Below are 16,387 nucleotides of genomic sequence, written 5' to 3'. Positions count from 1 at the left end.
TCAGGCTGGTTCACGCGTCCAGCCCGGCCAAAGTCTCATGTGGATCGACGGCCGAATAACGGCCCTTGTCGTCGCGGCTCACCGACGCCATGGCGCAGCCGTGGTCGTGGGTGAAGAACAATCGCACGCCGCGCGCCAGCTTATCGTCGAGGAAGGTCTTCTTTTCGTCGATGAGCTTTTCGGGCCAGCGGTCGTAACCCATCGTCACCGGCAGGTGCACCCAGGGCCGCCCGGGGATCAGGTCGGCACAGAACACCACGCCGCCCACCTCGGCGAGCATGAGCCCCGGCGTGTGCCCATCGGAAAACCCGAAACGCACGGCGTCGCCCAGCGAACTGGGCTTGCCCGCCTCCACGAGTTCGAGGCGGCCGCTGGCTTCCAGCAGCGCGGCCAGCTCGGGAATGAACGAGGCGCGGTCGCGCGGATGCGGATGCCGCGCGCGCTCCCAATGTTCCGCCCCGACGAGGTACCGCGCGTTCGGGAACAGCAGGCGCGCCGGCGTGCCCTCTTCCCAGGCCGCGAGCAGGCCGCCCGCGTGATCGAAATGCAGGTGGGAAAGCACCACCGCATCGATGTCCTCGTGGGTGAGGCCCACGTCCGCCAGCGAATCGAGCAGCACGTGGCGGTCTTCGAGCACGCCGAAGCGTTCGCGCATCGCCGGGTCGAAGAACGCGCCGATGCCGGTTTCGAAGAGCACGTTGCGCCCGCCCAGGCCGGTGACCAGCAGGCAACGGCAGGCCAGCGGGATGCGGTTCTGTTCGTCGGGCTCGATCCAGCGCGACCACATCGCGCGCGGCGCGTTGCCGAACATCGCGCCGCCGTCGAGACGCTGCGAATTGCCGGTGAGCGAGAAGAGCTTCATCACTGCACCTTGCCCAGGCCCGACGGACGGCGGGGATCGCTGGCGGCATCGAGTTTGTTGGTGCGGTGATCCCAGGTGACCACGTTCATGAAGCCCCACGGCGAGCGATCCTTCAGCACGTGGCCCATGGCGGTGAGCGCCTTGGCCGTGGCGTCGTCGAACGCGCCCGGCTCCACGTCGACGCGATCGGGCAGGTACTGGTGGTGGTAACGCTTCTGCGCCGTGATGGCCGAAGCGTCCTTGCCGTCGATGAAGGCCAGTATGCCTTCGAGCACCTGGGTGATGATGGTCGAACCGCCCGGCGAGCCGATCACCGCCGTGCGGTCGGCACCCAGTACGAAACTGGGCGACATCGACGAGAGCATGCGCTTGCCCGGCTCGGGGGCGTTCGCGAAGGTGCCGCGCAAGCCGAAGGCGTTCGGCTGGCCGGGCACGAGCGCGAAGTCGTCCATCTCGTCGTTGAGGAACACGCCCGTGCCCTCGGCGACGAAGGTGGAACCGAACTCGAGGTTCACCGTGAGCGTGGACGCCACCATGTTGCCGTCGGCGTCGATCACCGAGAAATGCGTGGTGTGCATGCCGGGATCCGGCGCCATGGCCGCCGGCAGCAGGTCGGACGGCGTGGCCTTGTCCGGCGAGATGGTGGCGCGCAGGCCATCGGCGTAGTACTTCGACAGCAGCATGTCGAGCGGCATCTTCACGAAGTCCGGGTCGCCCAGGTACTCGTTGTGGTCGCGGAACGCGCGACGCATGGCTTCGATGGTGAGGTGCGTGGAGTGAGCGAGGTCGAGCTTGCTCATGTCGTAGCCGGCGAGGATGTTGAGCACCTCGGCGATGGCCACGCCGCCCGACGACGGCGGCGGCGCGGTGACGATGCGGAAGCCCTTGTAGTCGACGCGCAACGGCTCGCGTTCCTTCACGCGATAGCTGTCCAGATCGGCGGCGGTCCAGTTGCCGCCGGCCTTGCGCGTGGACGAGAGCAGCAGCTTCGCCGTTTCGCCCTTGTAGAAACCGTCGTTGCCCTGCGCGGCGATGCGCTCGAGCGTCCTGGCCAGGTCCGGCTGCTTCAGCGTCCAGCCCTTCTGCGGCACCTGGCCACCGGGCAGGAGCACGGCGGCGGACGCCGGATAGCGCGCGAGGTCGTCCTTGTGGTTGGCGATGGTGCCGAGGAAACGCTCGTCGGGCTGGAAGCCGTCCTTCGCGATACGGATGGCCGGCGCCAGCGAGGCGGACAGCGGCAGCTTGCCGTAATGCTTCGCCATCCAGACCAGGCCGGCGGGTTCGCCGGGGATGCCCGCCGACAGCGGGCCACGCGTGGACACGTCGCGGTTGGGCTTGCCGTCCTTGCCGACGTAAACCTTCATGTCCACGGCCTTGGGCGCGGTCTCGCGCGCATCGACGAAAACGTCGCGGCCATCGGACGCGCGATGCAGCAAAGCCATGAACCCGCCGCCCAGGCCCGAGCTCTGCTGCTCGACGACGGCCAGGGTGGACGACACCGCGACGGCGGCATCGAACGCGTTGCCGCCCTTGGCCAGCACTTCGAACCCGGCGTTGGTGGCGAGGAAATTGGCGCTGGCGATGGCGGCGTGGCCGGGACCGCGCGAAGGCGCCGGAGCGGCCTTGTCCTGCGCGGAAGCGGCGCCCGCGCCGACGACAAGAAAGACGCTCGCGGCGAGCAGGCGCCACGACGAGGAGCGGATCATGGATGTCTCTCCGGACAAAAGGCTGCCGGTGAGATTAACGCATCGCGCCTCAGGAGGCGGATTTCGCCATCAGGTGCTCGTACTTGAGCATGAGCTGCTCGTGGGTTTCGACGTGGTCGGGATCGTTCGGAATGCATTCCACCGGGCACACCTCCACGCACTGCGGGTTGTCGAAGTGGCCCACGCATTCGGTGCAGAGGTTGGGATCGATCACGTAATACACCTCGCCCAGCGAGATGGCCTTGTTGGGGCACACGGGCTCGCAGACGTCGCAGTTGACGCAGGTGTCGAGGATCATCAGGGACATGGGGCGATTTTACCCCAGTGCGTGAGTCGGCGCTTCGCGCCTGTGCGTCGACCGCTGGGCGGCCTGTGAACCGTGAGCAAGCCCTTTACGACGAAGGGCGCCCTGGGGCGCCCTTCCTAACGGTTCACGCTTTGCCGTTCGGGACCTTACATCGCCACGAAACGAACCGTCGCGCCGGTCGGCGTCAGGGCGTCGGTGACACGCTGCTGGTCGGCCTGGTCGCCGATGAAGAGGATGATCACGTTCTTGAACGAACCCGGCTGGGCGCTCTTGAAGGCCTCGACGATGAGGTCGGCGGTCTTGGCCGATTCGGGACCACCGAACACGAGCATGTTGCCCGGCGTGACGCCGCGGGCCACGGTGCCCTGGACGTTTTCGAGCTGGCGCTGGCGACCGTCCTGGCCTTCCTGGTCGTCACCGGCCGGCACGAAATACGGGAACGGGCGGTCGGCGGTCATGCCCTGCATGTTCTTGCGGACGATCTGGCCGAAGAACTGGCTCCACGCCTTGGTGTCCTTCGGATCGGACGGCTTGGCGACGGGGGCTTCCTGCTGGGTGGCGGCCTGGTCGGTGTCTTCCGACTTGTTGCAGGCCGACAGGGCCAGGGAGGCGGTCAGGGCCACGGACGCGGCGAGGACGAACTTACGCATGATGATCACCTTTGGTTTCAAGAATTGCGCCAGCGCTGGCGCATGGCCTGCTGCACCGCCGGATGCACGAAGCCGGATATATCGCCACCCAGGCGACCGATTTCACGCACGAGCGAGGAGGAGATGAAGCTGTACTGCTCGGCCGGCGTCAGGAACAGCGTCTCGGCCCTGGGAATCAGGTGACGGTTCATGCTGGCGAGCTGGAATTCGTATTCGAAGTCGGACACCGCGCGCAGGCCGCGCAGGATCACTCCCGCGCCGATCTCCGTCACGAAGTCGGCCAGCAGGCAGTCGAAGCCGCGCACCTCCACGTTCGGCAGGTCGGCCAGCGCGAGGCGGGCCAGCGCGATGCGCTCGCCCAGGCTGAAGCCCGGGCCCTTGCTGCGGCTCTCGGCCACGGCCACCACGATGCGATCGAACAGCGGCGCGGCGCGCGACACGAGGTCGGCGTGGCCGTTCGTGATCGGATCGAACGTGCCCGGATAGACGGCAAGGCGTTGATTGACCGGCGGAGGTGTCATGGAGGATAGGGCTGGGGAAAACGCGGGCTAGCTTAACGGATCGGAAAGGGTGCGGCGATAGAGCGCGTAAGCCACGTCCCCCGCCTGCCCCTGACGATGCGGACGCCAGGTGTCGGGCAGCGCCAGGTCCGTTCCCCTGGGCGACTCCACGTAGATCCAGGCCGAATCGGACAGCCAGCCCCCCTCTTCCAGCAGGGTCGCGGCCTTTTCCCACTCGCCGTCGGCGAAGGGGGGATCCATGAAAACCACCTCGAACGGCTTGCCGCCGCCCTTGAGCCAGCGGGAGGCATCGTCGGCGACCACGCTGGCCTGCACCTTCAGCCGCGCGAGGTTGGCCTCCAACGCCGCGACGAGCTTCGGCTCGCGCTCCACGAAGGTGAGCATGGCCGCCCCGCGCGACAGCGCCTCGATGCCCAGGGCGCCCGTGCCGGCGTAGAGATCGAGGCAGCGGGAACCCTCGATCACCGGCTGCAGCCAGTTGAACAGGGTTTCGCGCACGCGATCGGTCGTGGGCCGCAGGCCCGGAAGATCGGGCACGTCGAGCCGGGAGTTGCGCAGGGTTCCGCCGATGATGCGGATACGGCCTGAGCCGTTCATCGATCAGCGGCCAGTGGGGGCGGGGGTGCTAGCATTCGCACATTGTCTTTGAATCCGCCGCGCAATGCTCAAGTTCTGGAAAAAGAAGCCCGCCGACACCGCCTCGACGCCCGAGGCCGCGCCCGCCGAGGAATCGCGCGCGCCCGCGGCCGACCCGGCCTCGCTGGATTCGGCGCCCGGCACGGCCGAGGCGCTTGCCGAAACCGCGGCGCCGGAGCCCCAGCTCCCGGAAGTCGAGGCCGAACAGGAGGAATCCGCCGTCGTCGAGGCCGCCGCGGACGCCGCGCAGCCGGCGCGCCGCAGCTGGCGCGAACGCCTGTCCGGCAGCGGCTTCGCCAAGAGCCTCACCTCGCTTTTCGTGCGTCATCCCAAGCTCGACGACGACCTGCTCGACGAACTGGAAACCGCGCTGATCACCGCCGACGTCGGCGTGGAAGCCAGCACCAACCTGGTGGAGGCGCTGCGCAAGCGCATGCACAAGCGCGAGTTCGCCGATGCCGAGGCCATGCTCAAGGCGTTGCGCGCCGAACTCGTGGCCATGCTCAAGCCGGTGGAGAAGCCGCTCGACGTCTCCACGCACGCGCCGTTCGTGATCCTCACGGTGGGCATCAACGGCGTGGGCAAGACCACCACCATCGGCAAGCTGGCGCGCCGCTACGCCGACGAGGGCCGCGGGGTGATGCTCGCCGCCGGCGACACCTTCCGCGCCGCCGCCGTCGAACAGTTGAAGACCTGGGGCGAGCGCAACAGGGTGCCCGTGGTCTCGCAGGGCCAGGATGCCGACGCGGCCAGCGTGATCTTCGACGCGCTGCAGGCCGCGCGCTCGCGCGGCACGCAGGTGCTCGTGGCCGACACCGCCGGCCGCCTGCACACGCAGGGCGGCCTGATGGACGAGCTGGGCAAGATCGTCCGCGTGATGAAGAAGCTCGACGCCGCCGCGCCGCACGAGGTGCTGATGGTGATCGACGGCACCACCGGCCAGAACGCCATCAGCCAGTTGCGCCAGTTCCGCGACACGGCCGGCGTGACCGGCCTGGTGGTGACCAAGCTCGACGGCACCGCCAAGGGCGGCGTGATGTTCGCGCTGGCCCGGGAGTTCGGCCTGCCGATCCGCTACGTGGGCCTGGGCGAAACGGCCACGGACCTGCGCGTGTTCGACGCCGAGGCCTTCGTCGACGGCCTGCTGCCCACGCGCATCGGCGGTTGAGGGTGCGCGGGATGGCGACATCGTGGCGATGAACCGCCGCCTTCGCGTCGGTCTCTATGCGCTGGGCGGGGTGTTCGCGCTGTTGCTGGCGGTGGCGCTGATCGCCACCTACGTCGTGCTCCAGCCCGAGCGTTTCACCGCCCTGCTCCAGGCGCGCGCCCGTGCCGCCGGACTCGAACTCACGCTGTCCAGTCCCGCCCATCCCACGTTATGGCCCAGCCCCGCCCTTGAACTCGAGGGCCTCAGCTTGCGCAGCAACGTGTCCGGCACGCCACTCATCGCCGCGTCGCGCGGCAAGCTCGTGTTGCCCTGGCACACGCTGCTCGGCGGCGAGGCGACGATCTCCCGCCTCGAAGTGGAAGGCGCGCGCATCGACGTCGACGCCGTGTCGGCCTACCTCGACACGCTGCCGAGCCGGCCGTCGACCGCCGGCGCCACGCTGCCGACCATCGATGCCGGGTTTCGCATCTCGCGCGGCACGCTGCTGCGCGGCACGACGCTGCTGCTTTCCAACGTCGAGGCCGAGACGGATCGCCTCGCCAGTGGCCGTCGTTTCACGCTGACCGTTTCCGCGAACCTCGCCGACGAGACGCCGTACGCGCTCGACCTGGACACCGTGCCCACGCTGTCGCGCGGCGTGCTGACGCTCGCCGACGCGAAGCTCAAGCTCGCCAGCGAAAAGCATTTCGAGGCCGACCTGAAGGGTGACGCCACATGGCGCGGCGGTGCCGACGTGGGTGCGTCGCTATCCGGCCGCGTTTCGCGCGAGGAAGGCAAACCCTTCGACGTCGTGCTGGCCGTCACGCCGGCCAACCAGAACGATCCGCTCTACGTCGCGCTCAAGCTCGACGGCGAAACGGAACACGCCGACCTGCACATTCCACCGCTGGCCCTCGGCGAATGGTGGAACGGCATCCACGCGGGCGGCACCTTGACGATGCCGCCGCTGGTGGGCACCTTCGACGCGGCGAACGTGGACGCGGGCAGCCTGCACGTGAAGGGCTTGCGCATCGAGGCCACGCCCGACGCGCCCGCGTCCTCGACCACGGTCGGTAGCGCCCCTTGAACGTCTTCGCCCGCGAACTGCTCCGTTGGTACGATCACCATGGGCGCAAGGATCTCCCCTGGCAGCATCCGCGCAGCGCGTATCGCGTGTGGCTGTCGGAAATCATGTTGCAACAGACCCAGGTGGTGACGGTGCTGGATTACTTCCAGCGGTTCGTCGAGCGCCTTCCGACGTTGCGCGACCTTGCCGACGCCGACGAGGATACCGTGCTCGCCTTGTGGTCCGGCCTGGGCTACTACCGCCGGGCGCGCTTCCTGCACCAGGCCGCGCGGCTCTGCGTCGAACGCCACGGGGGCGAGCTTCCCCGCGATCTCGATGCGCTGATGGCGTTGCCCGGCATCGGACGCTCCACGGCGGGCGCCATCCTCGCCCAGGCGCATGGCCTGCGCTTTCCCATCCTCGACGGCAACGTCAAGCGCGTGCTCACGCGCTACCACGGCATCGAAGGGTTTCCCGGCGAAAGCGCCATCGAAAAGCGCCTGTGGAAGCACGCCGACGAACACACCCCCGCCGAGCGAACCGCGGATTACACGCAGGCCATCATGGACCTCGGCGCCACCGTCTGCGTGCGCAGCAAGCCCGCCTGCCTGCTCTGCCCGCATGCCTCGACGTGCGTGGCGCATCGCGACGGCCTCACCGCCGTGCTGCCCACGGTAAAGCCCGGCAAGAAGGTCCCCACGCGCTCCGTCGCGATGTTGCTGGTGCGCGACAAGCAAGGCCGCGTACTGCTGGAGAAGCGTGGCGCGCAGGGCGTGTGGTCAGGCCTGTGGAGCCTGCCCGAAGCACCCGACGCCGACGCCGCGCCCGCCCTCGCCGCGAAGCTCGCGAAGGTACGCCGACCCGATCCGCTGCCCGCCTTCACCCATGTCTTCAGCCATTACCGGCTGGACGTGAGCCCCATCCTGTTCGACCATGCGGCCCCGCTCGCCGCCGTGGCCGACCGCGCCGACCGGCGCTGGTGCGACCGCGAGGCCATCGCCTCGCTGGGCCTGCCCGCCCCGGTACGCACCCTGCTCGACCATCTTCCGGAGATCGCCCCATGAGCCACAGCGTCCACTGCGTCAAACTCGGCCGCGACGCCGAAGGCCTCGACTTCGCGCCCTGGCCCGGCGAGCTGGGCAAGCGCGTATACGACAACGTCTCCAAGGAAGCCTGGGCGCAATGGCTCGCCCACCAGACCATGCTCATCAACGAGATGCGCCTCTCCCCCCTCGACCCGAAGACGCGCACGTTCCTCGCCGGCGAGATGGAAAAGTACTTCTTCGGCGGCGGCGACGTCGCCCAGGCCGCCGGTTACGTCCCGCCCGATGAAAAGGCTTGACGGCGGCCGCGCCAACCGATTTAATACGCGGCTCCACACGCCGCAACGAATATTGCAGGCACTCGTGGCTCGGTAGCTCAGTTGGTAGAGCAGGGGATTGAAAATCCCCGTGTCGGCGGTTCGATTCCGTCCCGAGCCACCATTTATTCAGAGATCTAGCTCGCCTCTCGGCGGGCTTTTTCTTTATTTGGCCGCTGTATAGTCATACGAGTGCACACCATGATCGCACGCGCTAGCGTGCGTGCATGATTCCGGCTTCTTCGGCTGCTCAGGCCCTAGCTGAATACAGGGCTCTGCCGAAGCGATCTTTCCGGAACGGGCCAGCCGCCATACGGCTACGAGGCAGGGCCTCAAGGGGCAGCACAGCCTATCGTTCGCATTGAACGTCCATGGTGAACGATGCACGGTCCACGCCGAATTCGGGCTTCTCGAAGCTGGGGCCGATCGGCGTGCGCTGACGCTCCAGCACCATGAAGTGACCACCGCATGCGTGTTCCGCCGCGGTGTAGCACATCGACTCCATATCCTGACACTGGACTTGGACATGACCGCTTTCATCCGGCACCGGTTGAAAGCCCGCACATCCGATCAGCGATGAGCCCACGATCATGATGATCATCGCCGTGCCCAGCCATTGGCGCGAAAGCGACCTCATGACGCCTCCACCGACGAAATCATGCAACCACGAAATGCGCGACGTACCGTTGCATGCAATTGCCGCACACGACCATCCCAGCCATCAGCAAATCCCGAAGCACCTTCGCCGAACAGCGGCGGGAGAATGCCGAGAAGGTGCCTTTAAATCATCTGCATATTTCCTAGAGCGGGTTTTCTAGCCGATAAGCCCGAACGCGCCGCCCCACTGGAATATCCATCTTGCGTATAAATAGCCTGGGATAGCACCGAGCAAACAAGCCGGGGCCGCAAGTTTTCCGATTCCCCAAGCCGGCAAGATAGGCGCACCCAGTACTCGGAGGACGTAGGGCACCAGTAACACCACGGCACAGCCTCCCAAAACCCCAACAAATGCGCCAGCAAAGCGAATTCGAGGGTTGATGGATGCGCGAATCGGGTCTGGCCTTTCAGCATTCATAGCGCTTCATCCAGTGAACGACCTGAACCATCGTACGCCGTTTGCTCATGGCTGACGATATCCAGATCCCGGTCAATTGGAAGCGTGGCAACCCGTCGCGAGAGCCCCGGATCGGAGGCCTTGCCAGGTGGGCGACGGCACGGCGTCCCGTTGCACCAGGATCCGCCAGCAAATTCATGTCATTGCGTTCAGATGCTTCATGAATCTTCGCTCTTCGGCAGCGTAGCCGGCCATTTCATAAAATCTGTGAGCCAGCGGCCGGTGGTCGCCACTAGTGACCTCGACCCGCGAAGCGCCATGAGCCATCGACCAGTTCTCGATAGCACCAAGAAGGCGGCGTCCATGGCCTTGGCGTTGAAACCCAGGTCGCACCGCCAACGATGTGATTCGAACCAGATAGCCAGGGCGATGCAACAGCGGGATCGTATGCAAGCTGGCCATGCCGACAATGCCCTCGTCCTTCTCACAAACAAAGACCTCGTCCAGATCGGAGTCGATCAAAGCCTGCAGTCTGCAGACAACATCCGAACACGGCGAGACGTATCCGAGCGCGTCCAAACAAAGGACGATGCCGGCTGCATCGCGAGGAAGCGCTTGTCGTACTCCCGTTGATCCAGTCACGTCAAACTCCATCAGCAGCACTGCAGGGTAACGACAACCTTAGGCGGGCGACCGGGCTTTCTGATGGCGATATGAGGGCAATGTGCGCGACGGCTCTCACCCCATGGATCGCCTCTCACGGCGCACCACGGCCTACGTTGATCGCAGCCTCCACTGTTGTCCTGGGGAAGGCCGCAACGCCAGACTTGACGGACATCCCGACCATGTTCCCGCCCTGGATCTGAATGCATAGCTCGCGGGCTTCGCTGCGCAAGTCATACCCCGCCGCAGCCCCCTGGGTCGGCGCCTGCTGCCACACGCTTCGGCGCCGTCATCGCAAGATAGGTGCGGTACATGTAGCGTTTCGTACCCGCATCCGCAGTCTGACCCGCCCTCACCAGCGATGCGGGAGGTGGCGCTATATGAATGGAGGACGCCATGATGTCACGGATCACTTGTCCATCGGCGCACAATGCTTCGTTCACGAACACATGCATGTCTTTGCGCCGTGCGACGGCAAGGTATTCGTCGTGTAGGGCGATTGCTCTCCGATGGCAGCCACCACGTTCCCTCCCCTGACAGCCTGTGGCAATGGGCTATAGCCCACGAAGTCGGCTCCCACAGATATGCTTACCGGCAGGGCCGCCGTAAGCAGACGCAAGGTCGGCTCAGGCAGTAGTGACACGCCCATACCCTCACGCACCAGTTGACCGACGTGGCCTGCATGTCGTATCGCTCTCGCCTGTGATCTACCGCGAGTTCGGCCTGATGTACCTGGGGGCGGCGGCGTCCCGGGCGGTACAGGTACTACTGGCAGTCCTGCTGCGCAAGACCGGCTCGCCGGGCTGAAGCGGCTTCTTACCGCGCCGAATGGCTGGTTCGGAAAACCCTGGCAAAGGCGCTCCTGTCATCGGCGACATGGTGTATCGTCGAGACAAACATTGGCTTGGGGGAGCGGATGGGGCTGGAAGAGTATCGAGCGCCGACCAAGGTAAAGCTGGCGGCACTCTGGACATCCACGATGTTCTGCTATGTCTACGGCGACTATTTCGACCTCTACGTCACCGGCACGCTGGCGGACATGAACCAGGGCAACATGGGACCGCTGGGCCGCGCGACAGCCGCCGTGCTCACGGGCACCTCGCTCATGATGGCGGTGCCCAGTCTGATGGTCGCGTTGTCGCTCCTGCTACCGGCGCGCCTATGCCGGTGGGCCTGCATCGTCCTTGGGCTTCTCTACACGGCCATCATGGCGGCCAGCGTTCCCGGCTCCGAACCGTTCTACAAAGTACTCGCGGCCATCGAAATGGCGTTGACGCTGGCGATCACGGTCATCGCCGTCCGTTGGCCCCGTGAGGTTCGCCGTGACTGAGGCCGCGCCGTCACCGTCCGTCGCACGCCTGACGGGCGCGCTCTACCTCGGAACGATCGTGTTCGGATTGTTCGCCGAGGTGGGGTCGCGGGGATCGTTGATCGCCGGTAACGATGCCGCCGCCACGGCACGTGCCATCCTTGCCAACGAAGGGCTGTTCCGCGCCGGTCTCGTCGCCGATCTCGCGATGCTGGCTTGCTATGTTGCGGTGACGACGCTATTTCTCGGGATGTTCCGCACCGTGCATGCCGGCGTGTCGCGGATGGCTGCCGCTTTCAGTCTGATCGGTATTGCCGTGCTGGCCGCCGACACCTTGCTGCTGCTCGTCCCTCTACGGCTGCTGACGACGTCGCCCTTTCTCGTTGCCCTGGGATCCTCACAACGCGACGCCGGGACCTTGCTCGCACTCAAGGTGCATGGCGACGGCTATGACGTAAGCCTCGTGTTCTTCGGCATCTACTGCCTGATGCTGGGTTGGCTGGCGTGGCGCAGCGGCTTCCTTCCCAAAGTCATCGGCGTACTGATGACGCTGGCCGGTGCCTGCTACGTGTTCAACAGCATCGCCGATCTCGCGGTACCGGCCTTCGCCCGGATGCTGTCGCCGCACTTGATGGACCCGACGATACTCGGCGAGGCGGCGTTGGCGCTCTGGCTTCTGGTCTTCGGCGCCAAACGATCCTTGCGCGACCGCTGATCGCACCACCGGCGTGTTGACCCGCAGGTGGTCATACCTTTGATGCTTCGGGAGGGGACGGTGCCGACCGATCGGCCACCGCCTCGCTAGCCCGTGGCCGTAGCGGAGTGACTTCGCCCGGCGTGTTCCAGTGGGAGCGCCAGCGGCCCCTTGGCCCGATCGAATAACAGATTGGCCCAGATTCGCCATTGAGCCAGGACGGCGCCGTTGTTAAATACGGCGTCCAAACGATAATGAGTATTATTTGAATGTCCTGGTCAACGAATGCCGGAAGGCTTTTCAGGCATATGCACGCCACACATGCCTCCCATTCGCGGTCGTGCGACACGGATAAGGGATCACCCACGGGCGTATCGCGCACCAGACTGGTCTCCGCCATCACGATCGCCCTCGTCGCCGGCACGCAGGGCGCATTCGCCGCCGAGCCAACGTCGGCGCAGGACAGCGCCATAGAGCAGGCGTCCAGGGAAAAGGTGACCTTGCCGGCCGTTACCGTCACGGGCAGCGTGGATCCTGCGGCGACCGAGGGCACCGGTTCCTACACGACGAGCAAGACGGCGGCGGCCCTGCGCCTGCCGCTGTCGCTGAAGGAGACGCCGCAATCGGTCACGGTGATCACCCGTCAGCGCATGGACGACCAGCAATTGAACTCCGTGCAAAGCGTGCTGGACAACACCGCGGGCATCACCTCGTACCAATCCGACAGCGAACGGACGAGTTTCTATTCCCGCGGCTTCCTCATCAACAACGTTCAGTATGACGGTATCCCCACCATCGTCGGCGACCTCGTCAACGGCAGCGGCATCAGCTCTCTCGATACCGCGTTCTACGATCGCGTCGAGGTGGTGCGCGGCGCCTCCGGCTTGCTGACCGGCACCGGCAACCCCTCGGCCGCCATCAACCTCGTGCGCAAACGGCCGACCCGTGATTTTTCCGCGTCCGCCTCGCTCGGTGCGGGCAGTTGGGATACCCGCCGGGGAACCGCGGACGTCTCGGCGCCCTTGACCGCGGACGGCCGCGTCCGCGCGCGCGTGGTGGGAACGTATCAGGACGGAGACTCCTACCTCGACGGGTACAAGCCGCAACGAAAGGCCTTCTACGGCATCGTCGAGGCAGACCTCACACCCGACACGACGGTGAGCCTGGGCTACGACGACCAGGACAGCACCCCGAAAGGCCCTACCTGGGGGGGGTTGCCGCTCTGGTTCAGTGACGGCACGCAAGCGGACTATCCACGCTCCAAGGCCTACTCCCAGAAATGGAGCCGCTGGGACAGCGGTCTCAAGACCGCGTTCGCCGAGCTGGACCACCGCTTCGCCAACGGCTGGAACCTACGGGCCATCGCCAACCAGTATCGTAGCGACTTCGATACCCACCTGCTCGGCGTGGTCGGCCGCCCCGATCGCGCCACGGGCCTGGGCACTTATCCCTTCGGGGCCTATCCGGTGGCCTTGGCGTCGGAGGGTCGCAGCCACCAGAACAGCGTCGACGTGATGGCGAACGGCCCCATCGAACTGTTCGGTCGCTCCCATGACATCGTCGTCGGAGCGATGAGTTCGCGCCGCGACGCCAGCGAGCATGACATCCCTCCTTTCTATCCAGGCTTCGTGCCGGTCAACATCTACGACCTGGGCTCGCCCTATCCCCGGCCCGACTTCGAGGCGATGGCGTCGATACCCACCCAGACCCGCATCAAGCAAAGCGGCGTCTACGGCGCAGCCCGGCTTTCGCTCGCCGATCCGCTGAAACTCGTCGTCGGCGGCCGCTTCAGCAATTACGAGATCGACGAGAGCGTCAACGGCGTGCCGTTCCACTACAAGACATCCGGTGAGTTCGATCCCTACGCCGGCCTGATCTACGACATCGACAGCACTTACTCCGCCTACGCCAGCTACACCGGCATCTTCAACCCGCAAACCGACTACCGGGACATCAAGGGCAATGTGCTGACGCCGGCCAAAGGAAAGACCACGGAAATCGGGTTGAAAGGCGACTACCTCGATGGGCGCCTCCATGCCTCGGTCGCCCTGTTCGATACCCGCCTGGACAACGCCGCGCAGATCGTCGCCGGCACCTATACGCCGAGCGGCGCCCAAGCCTACGAGAGCGTGGACGGAACGAAATCGCGCGGCATCGAGATGGACCTGCAAGGCGAGCTGGCGCGTGGCTGGAACATCTATGCGGGCCTCGCCCACTTCACGGCCAAGGATGGCGACGGCGTGCGCCTGAACTCGCAGCTACCGCGCACCACCGCCCAGCTCTTCACCACGTACCAGCTGCCGGGGAGCTGGAACCGGCTGACCCTTGGCGGGGGAGTCAAATGGCAAAGCCGGTTCTACGAGGCGGCGAACAGCGGCACCAGCACGCTCGGCGGAGAGCAGGCGTCGTATGCCCTGGTATCGCTGATGGGACGTTACGTCATCGCGAAAGGCACCGACGTGTCCGTCAACGTCAACAACCTGCTCGACAGGAAATACGCCCTGCAGAAAGGTGACTTCGACACCGTGGGCTACGGCGCACCACGCAACGTGATGGTGACGTTCAACTTCAGGTATTGAGGCGCGCCCGGGAAAGGCGCTCCTGCTGCGCGTCAATCGATCGTGGAGAAAAAACCATGTCACATCAGCCATACCATGCCGCCATGCCCGTCGAAGGATCGGCCATGCGTAAAGACAACACGTTCGCCCTGCTCTGGCTGACGACGGCCGCCGGTGCCGTGCTGTTCGTGACGCTTCAGTCGTTCTCCTTCTTGAACGACTACGTGAAATCGCACGGCACGATGAAGGCGATCACGTTCGAGGCCGGCGCGCTGTGGATGTTCTGCGTCTTCTACGGCGCATGGATACTCACGGCGCTCCTGGCCATCCTCGGAACGCGCACGACGCGATGGATCGCGCTGATCCTCGGCGGATCGCTCGTCTGCCTGAATACGCTGGGAGGCATCGTCGACGGGCTGCGCGACGGCGGACATATCGCCTTCTCGGCCCTGTTCTTCATTGCCCTGCCCGGCACGTTCGCCATCGTGTCCACGTGGCGCCATATCAAGCACAAAGGAGTACGCCATGTCGATGAATAGTTCCGACTTCCCCCTGGTCTGGATGAGCCTCGCCCAACAACCCGGACAGGATCCCCAGAAGGACTTCGACGAGTTCGAGGCCAACCTGAAGCGCGGCGAGCGATTCGTCATCCTCAGCGATTCCACGCCCACCGAGGAGCATGAGCACACGCCGGAAGAAAAGAAGCGCGTCTCGCTCTGGATGAAGAAACACAAGCTCGAACTGAGGAAGCTGGTCCTGGCCATGATCCTCGTCGAACCGAACCAGGCGAAACGCATGGGCTACAAGGCGTTTTCGGTCATGTTCGCCAAATTCTGGGGCTATCCCATGCTGCTCGCCGCTTCGCGGGAACAAGCCGTCGACATGGCCAGGGAACTGCTGTCGACGGGCGAGGCCTCGTCCGCCTGATCCCGAGGCATACTGCCAGCCATGCCGGACCATGCCACCATCGACATGATCGCACCGATGGACGTCGACGACGTCCCCCGTCGCGTCGTCGCCTTGAGCGCCACGTCCGTCGGAAAAGACTGGGAAAACGCCCGGCATCGTCACCACAAGGCACAATTGATCTACTCCGTTCGCGGCATCCTCAATTGCGAGATCGAGGATGGCGTCTGGATCGTGCCGCCCCAGTGCGCCATATGGATACCGGGCGACTTGCCCCATTCGGCACGAGGGTCGGGGGAAACGGAATGCCATTGCCTCTTCGTGGAACCCGATGCCGCGTCGGATCTACCCAAAACCTGTTGCACGATCTCGGTATCGCCACTGCTGCGCGAGTTGATCCTGAAGGCGGCCCGTTTTCCCGCGTTATATGTACCCGGTGGCCGGGAGGACCGGCTGATCGCCGCCCTGCTCGATGAGTTGGCGCAAGCTCCCGTGGAAGACCTGCACCTTCCCATGCCGCGCGACGCACGGCTGAGACGCCTCGCGGAATTGCTCCTGGGCGCCCCGTCGGAAAAGAGTTCGAAGACCGACTGGGCTACCCGCATAGGCATGAGCGAACGAAGCATGAGTCGTGTGCTGCAAAGCGAAATCGGGATGGGCTTTGGCCAATGGCGGCGGCAATTGCACGTGATTCTCGCGCTTCAGCTCCTGACGAGGGGCGAAAGCGTGCAGACGGTGGCCTTCGAACTGGGCTACGAAAATGCCAGCGGCTTCGTCACCATGTTTCGCAAGGCCGTGGGCAAGCCGCCCGCGCGATACCTCGCTGAACGAGGGGCCGACCGGGAACCCGCCTCGGTACCGGGTATCGTGCTTCCCGGCCCGGACTGACCCGATCGATGACCATGGCGACGCGTGCTATCGAGGTGAAGCCCTCGACGCCCAGCACGT

18 protein-coding genes and 1 tRNA gene are annotated in these 16,387 nt (G+C 65.4%); 11 read left to right on the top strand and 8 right to left on the bottom strand.

Annotated features, from left to right (window positions below; translation table 11 throughout):
* Nucleotides 1–10: 10 nt before the first annotated feature.
* From JNG39_RS01350 to rsmD, 6 genes are all read right to left on the bottom strand, one after another.
* Complete coding sequence (locus JNG39_RS01350) at nt 11–862, bottom strand: MBL fold metallo-hydrolase (protein WP_368309223.1); 852 nt, start codon at nt 860–862, stop codon at nt 11–13.
* Nucleotides 862–2,568 (bottom strand): gamma-glutamyltransferase, encoded by a 1,707-nt coding sequence (gene ggt, locus JNG39_RS01345; RefSeq protein ID WP_368309222.1) that lies wholly within the window; start codon nt 2,566–2,568, stop codon nt 862–864. Before ggt ends, JNG39_RS01350 begins: the two co-directional genes overlap by 1 nt.
* Nucleotides 2,569–2,617: 49 nt before the next feature.
* Nucleotides 2,618–2,875 (bottom strand): YfhL family 4Fe-4S dicluster ferredoxin, encoded by a 258-nt coding sequence (locus JNG39_RS01340; RefSeq protein ID WP_368309220.1) that lies wholly within the window; start codon nt 2,873–2,875, stop codon nt 2,618–2,620.
* Between the two features lie 146 nt (nt 2,876–3,021).
* Nucleotides 3,022–3,525 (bottom strand): hypothetical protein, encoded by a 504-nt coding sequence (locus JNG39_RS01335; protein WP_368309219.1) that lies wholly within the window; start codon nt 3,523–3,525, stop codon nt 3,022–3,024.
* A 17-nt stretch (nt 3,526–3,542) separates the two neighbouring features.
* Nucleotides 3,543–4,046, bottom strand: a complete 504-nt coding sequence (gene coaD, locus JNG39_RS01330) for a pantetheine-phosphate adenylyltransferase (RefSeq protein ID WP_144911445.1) — start codon at nt 4,044–4,046, stop codon at nt 3,543–3,545.
* Nucleotides 4,047–4,073: 27 nt separating this feature from the next.
* A complete protein-coding gene (gene rsmD / locus JNG39_RS01325; protein WP_368309217.1) occupies nt 4,074–4,643 on the bottom strand; it encodes a 16S rRNA (guanine(966)-N(2))-methyltransferase RsmD in 570 nt (189 codons plus the stop codon).
* A gap of 64 nt (nt 4,644–4,707) precedes the next feature.
* Between rsmD and ftsY the strand changes: the two genes are divergently transcribed.
* From ftsY to JNG39_RS01300, 5 genes are all read left to right on the top strand, one after another.
* Complete coding sequence (ftsY, locus tag JNG39_RS01320) at nt 4,708–5,850, top strand: signal recognition particle-docking protein FtsY (protein WP_368309216.1); 1,143 nt, start codon at nt 4,708–4,710, stop codon at nt 5,848–5,850.
* 28 nt (nt 5,851–5,878) lie between these two features.
* A complete protein-coding gene (locus JNG39_RS01315) occupies nt 5,879–6,916 on the top strand; it encodes an AsmA family protein (protein WP_368309215.1) in 1,038 nt (345 codons plus the stop codon).
* Complete coding sequence (gene mutY, locus JNG39_RS01310; RefSeq protein ID WP_368309214.1) at nt 6,913–7,959, top strand: A/G-specific adenine glycosylase; 1,047 nt, start codon at nt 6,913–6,915, stop codon at nt 7,957–7,959. Before JNG39_RS01315 ends, mutY begins: the two co-directional genes overlap by 4 nt.
* Nucleotides 7,956–8,237, top strand: a complete 282-nt coding sequence (locus tag JNG39_RS01305; protein WP_368309213.1) for an oxidative damage protection protein — start codon at nt 7,956–7,958, stop codon at nt 8,235–8,237. Before mutY ends, JNG39_RS01305 begins: the two co-directional genes overlap by 4 nt.
* A 66-nt stretch (nt 8,238–8,303) precedes the next feature.
* A tRNA-Phe gene (locus tag JNG39_RS01300) sits at nt 8,304–8,379 on the top strand.
* 225 nt (nt 8,380–8,604) lie between these two features.
* Here JNG39_RS01300 and JNG39_RS01295 read toward each other — a convergent pair.
* Nucleotides 8,605–8,892 (bottom strand): hypothetical protein, encoded by a 288-nt coding sequence (locus JNG39_RS01295; RefSeq protein WP_368309211.1) that lies wholly within the window; start codon nt 8,890–8,892, stop codon nt 8,605–8,607.
* A gap of 612 nt (nt 8,893–9,504) precedes the next feature.
* Complete coding sequence (locus tag JNG39_RS01290; protein ID WP_368309209.1) at nt 9,505–9,951, bottom strand: GNAT family N-acetyltransferase; 447 nt, start codon at nt 9,949–9,951, stop codon at nt 9,505–9,507.
* Between the two features lie 937 nt (nt 9,952–10,888).
* On the opposite strand from JNG39_RS01290, the gene JNG39_RS01285 reads away from it, so the two are divergent.
* The 6 genes from JNG39_RS01285 (at nt 10,889) to JNG39_RS01260 (ending at nt 16,327) form a co-directional block, all read left to right on the top strand.
* The gene (locus tag JNG39_RS01285) at nt 10,889–11,302 is read left to right on the top strand and encodes a DUF6326 family protein (RefSeq protein WP_368309208.1); all 414 of its coding nucleotides are present in this window, start codon (nt 10,889–10,891) and stop codon (nt 11,300–11,302) included.
* On the top strand, nt 11,295–11,996 hold the full coding sequence (locus tag JNG39_RS01280; RefSeq protein WP_368309206.1) for a DUF4386 domain-containing protein: 702 nt from the start codon (nt 11,295–11,297) through the stop codon (nt 11,994–11,996). The genes JNG39_RS01285 and JNG39_RS01280 overlap by 8 nt, the downstream gene beginning before the upstream one ends.
* Nucleotides 11,997–12,283: 287 nt before the next feature.
* Entirely contained in the window at nt 12,284–14,554 is a 2,271-nt protein-coding gene (locus tag JNG39_RS01275) for a TonB-dependent siderophore receptor (protein WP_368309205.1), read from the top strand.
* Nucleotides 14,555–14,658: 104 nt separating this feature from the next.
* Complete coding sequence (locus tag JNG39_RS01270; protein WP_368309203.1) at nt 14,659–15,072, top strand: hypothetical protein; 414 nt, start codon at nt 14,659–14,661, stop codon at nt 15,070–15,072.
* Nucleotides 15,059–15,460, top strand: coding sequence for a hypothetical protein (locus JNG39_RS01265; RefSeq protein ID WP_144911490.1), 402 nt, complete (start codon nt 15,059–15,061; stop codon nt 15,458–15,460). The genes JNG39_RS01270 and JNG39_RS01265 overlap by 14 nt, the downstream gene beginning before the upstream one ends.
* 21 nt (nt 15,461–15,481) lie before the next feature.
* Nucleotides 15,482–16,327 (top strand): helix-turn-helix transcriptional regulator, encoded by an 846-nt coding sequence (locus JNG39_RS01260; RefSeq protein WP_368309202.1) that lies wholly within the window; start codon nt 15,482–15,484, stop codon nt 16,325–16,327.
* The last annotated feature ends 60 nt before the right edge of the window (nt 16,328–16,387 follow it).

The organism is Luteibacter sp. CQ10 (assembly GCF_040900725.1).
In the GTDB taxonomy this organism is placed as follows: Bacteria; Pseudomonadota; Gammaproteobacteria; order Xanthomonadales; family Rhodanobacteraceae; genus Luteibacter.
Note: the sequence above shows the minus strand (reverse complement) of the source record. Positions and strands in the feature narration are given on the sequence as shown.

What these genes read in the sequence shown, in the direction of transcription:
- JNG39_RS01350 (WP_368309223.1), bottom strand. Translation starts at nt 862, where the DNA reads ATGAAGCTCTTCTCGCTCACCGGCAATTCGCAGCGTCTCGACGGCGGC.
- ggt (WP_368309222.1), bottom strand. Translation starts at nt 2,568, where the DNA reads ATGATCCGCTCCTCGTCGTGGCGCCTGCTCGCCGCGAGCGTCTTTCTT.
- JNG39_RS01340 (WP_368309220.1), bottom strand. Translation starts at nt 2,875, where the DNA reads ATGTCCCTGATGATCCTCGACACCTGCGTCAACTGCGACGTCTGCGAG.
- JNG39_RS01335 (WP_368309219.1), bottom strand. Translation starts at nt 3,525, where the DNA reads ATGCGTAAGTTCGTCCTCGCCGCGTCCGTGGCCCTGACCGCCTCCCTG.
- coaD (WP_144911445.1), bottom strand. Translation starts at nt 4,046, where the DNA reads ATGACACCTCCGCCGGTCAATCAACGCCTTGCCGTCTATCCGGGCACG.
- rsmD (WP_368309217.1), bottom strand. Translation starts at nt 4,643, where the DNA reads ATGAACGGCTCAGGCCGTATCCGCATCATCGGCGGAACCCTGCGCAAC.
- ftsY (WP_368309216.1), top strand. Translation starts at nt 4,708, where the DNA reads ATGCTCAAGTTCTGGAAAAAGAAGCCCGCCGACACCGCCTCGACGCCC.
- JNG39_RS01315 (WP_368309215.1), top strand. Translation starts at nt 5,879, where the DNA reads ATGAACCGCCGCCTTCGCGTCGGTCTCTATGCGCTGGGCGGGGTGTTC.
- JNG39_RS01305 (WP_368309213.1), top strand. Translation starts at nt 7,956, where the DNA reads ATGAGCCACAGCGTCCACTGCGTCAAACTCGGCCGCGACGCCGAAGGC.
- JNG39_RS01295 (WP_368309211.1), bottom strand. Translation starts at nt 8,892, where the DNA reads ATGAGGTCGCTTTCGCGCCAATGGCTGGGCACGGCGATGATCATCATG.
- JNG39_RS01285 (WP_368309208.1), top strand. Translation starts at nt 10,889, where the DNA reads ATGGGGCTGGAAGAGTATCGAGCGCCGACCAAGGTAAAGCTGGCGGCA.
- JNG39_RS01275 (WP_368309205.1), top strand. Translation starts at nt 12,284, where the DNA reads ATGCACGCCACACATGCCTCCCATTCGCGGTCGTGCGACACGGATAAG.
- JNG39_RS01270 (WP_368309203.1), top strand. Translation starts at nt 14,659, where the DNA reads ATGCGTAAAGACAACACGTTCGCCCTGCTCTGGCTGACGACGGCCGCC.
- JNG39_RS01265 (WP_144911490.1), top strand. Translation starts at nt 15,059, where the DNA reads ATGTCGATGAATAGTTCCGACTTCCCCCTGGTCTGGATGAGCCTCGCC.
- JNG39_RS01260 (WP_368309202.1), top strand. Translation starts at nt 15,482, where the DNA reads ATGCCGGACCATGCCACCATCGACATGATCGCACCGATGGACGTCGAC.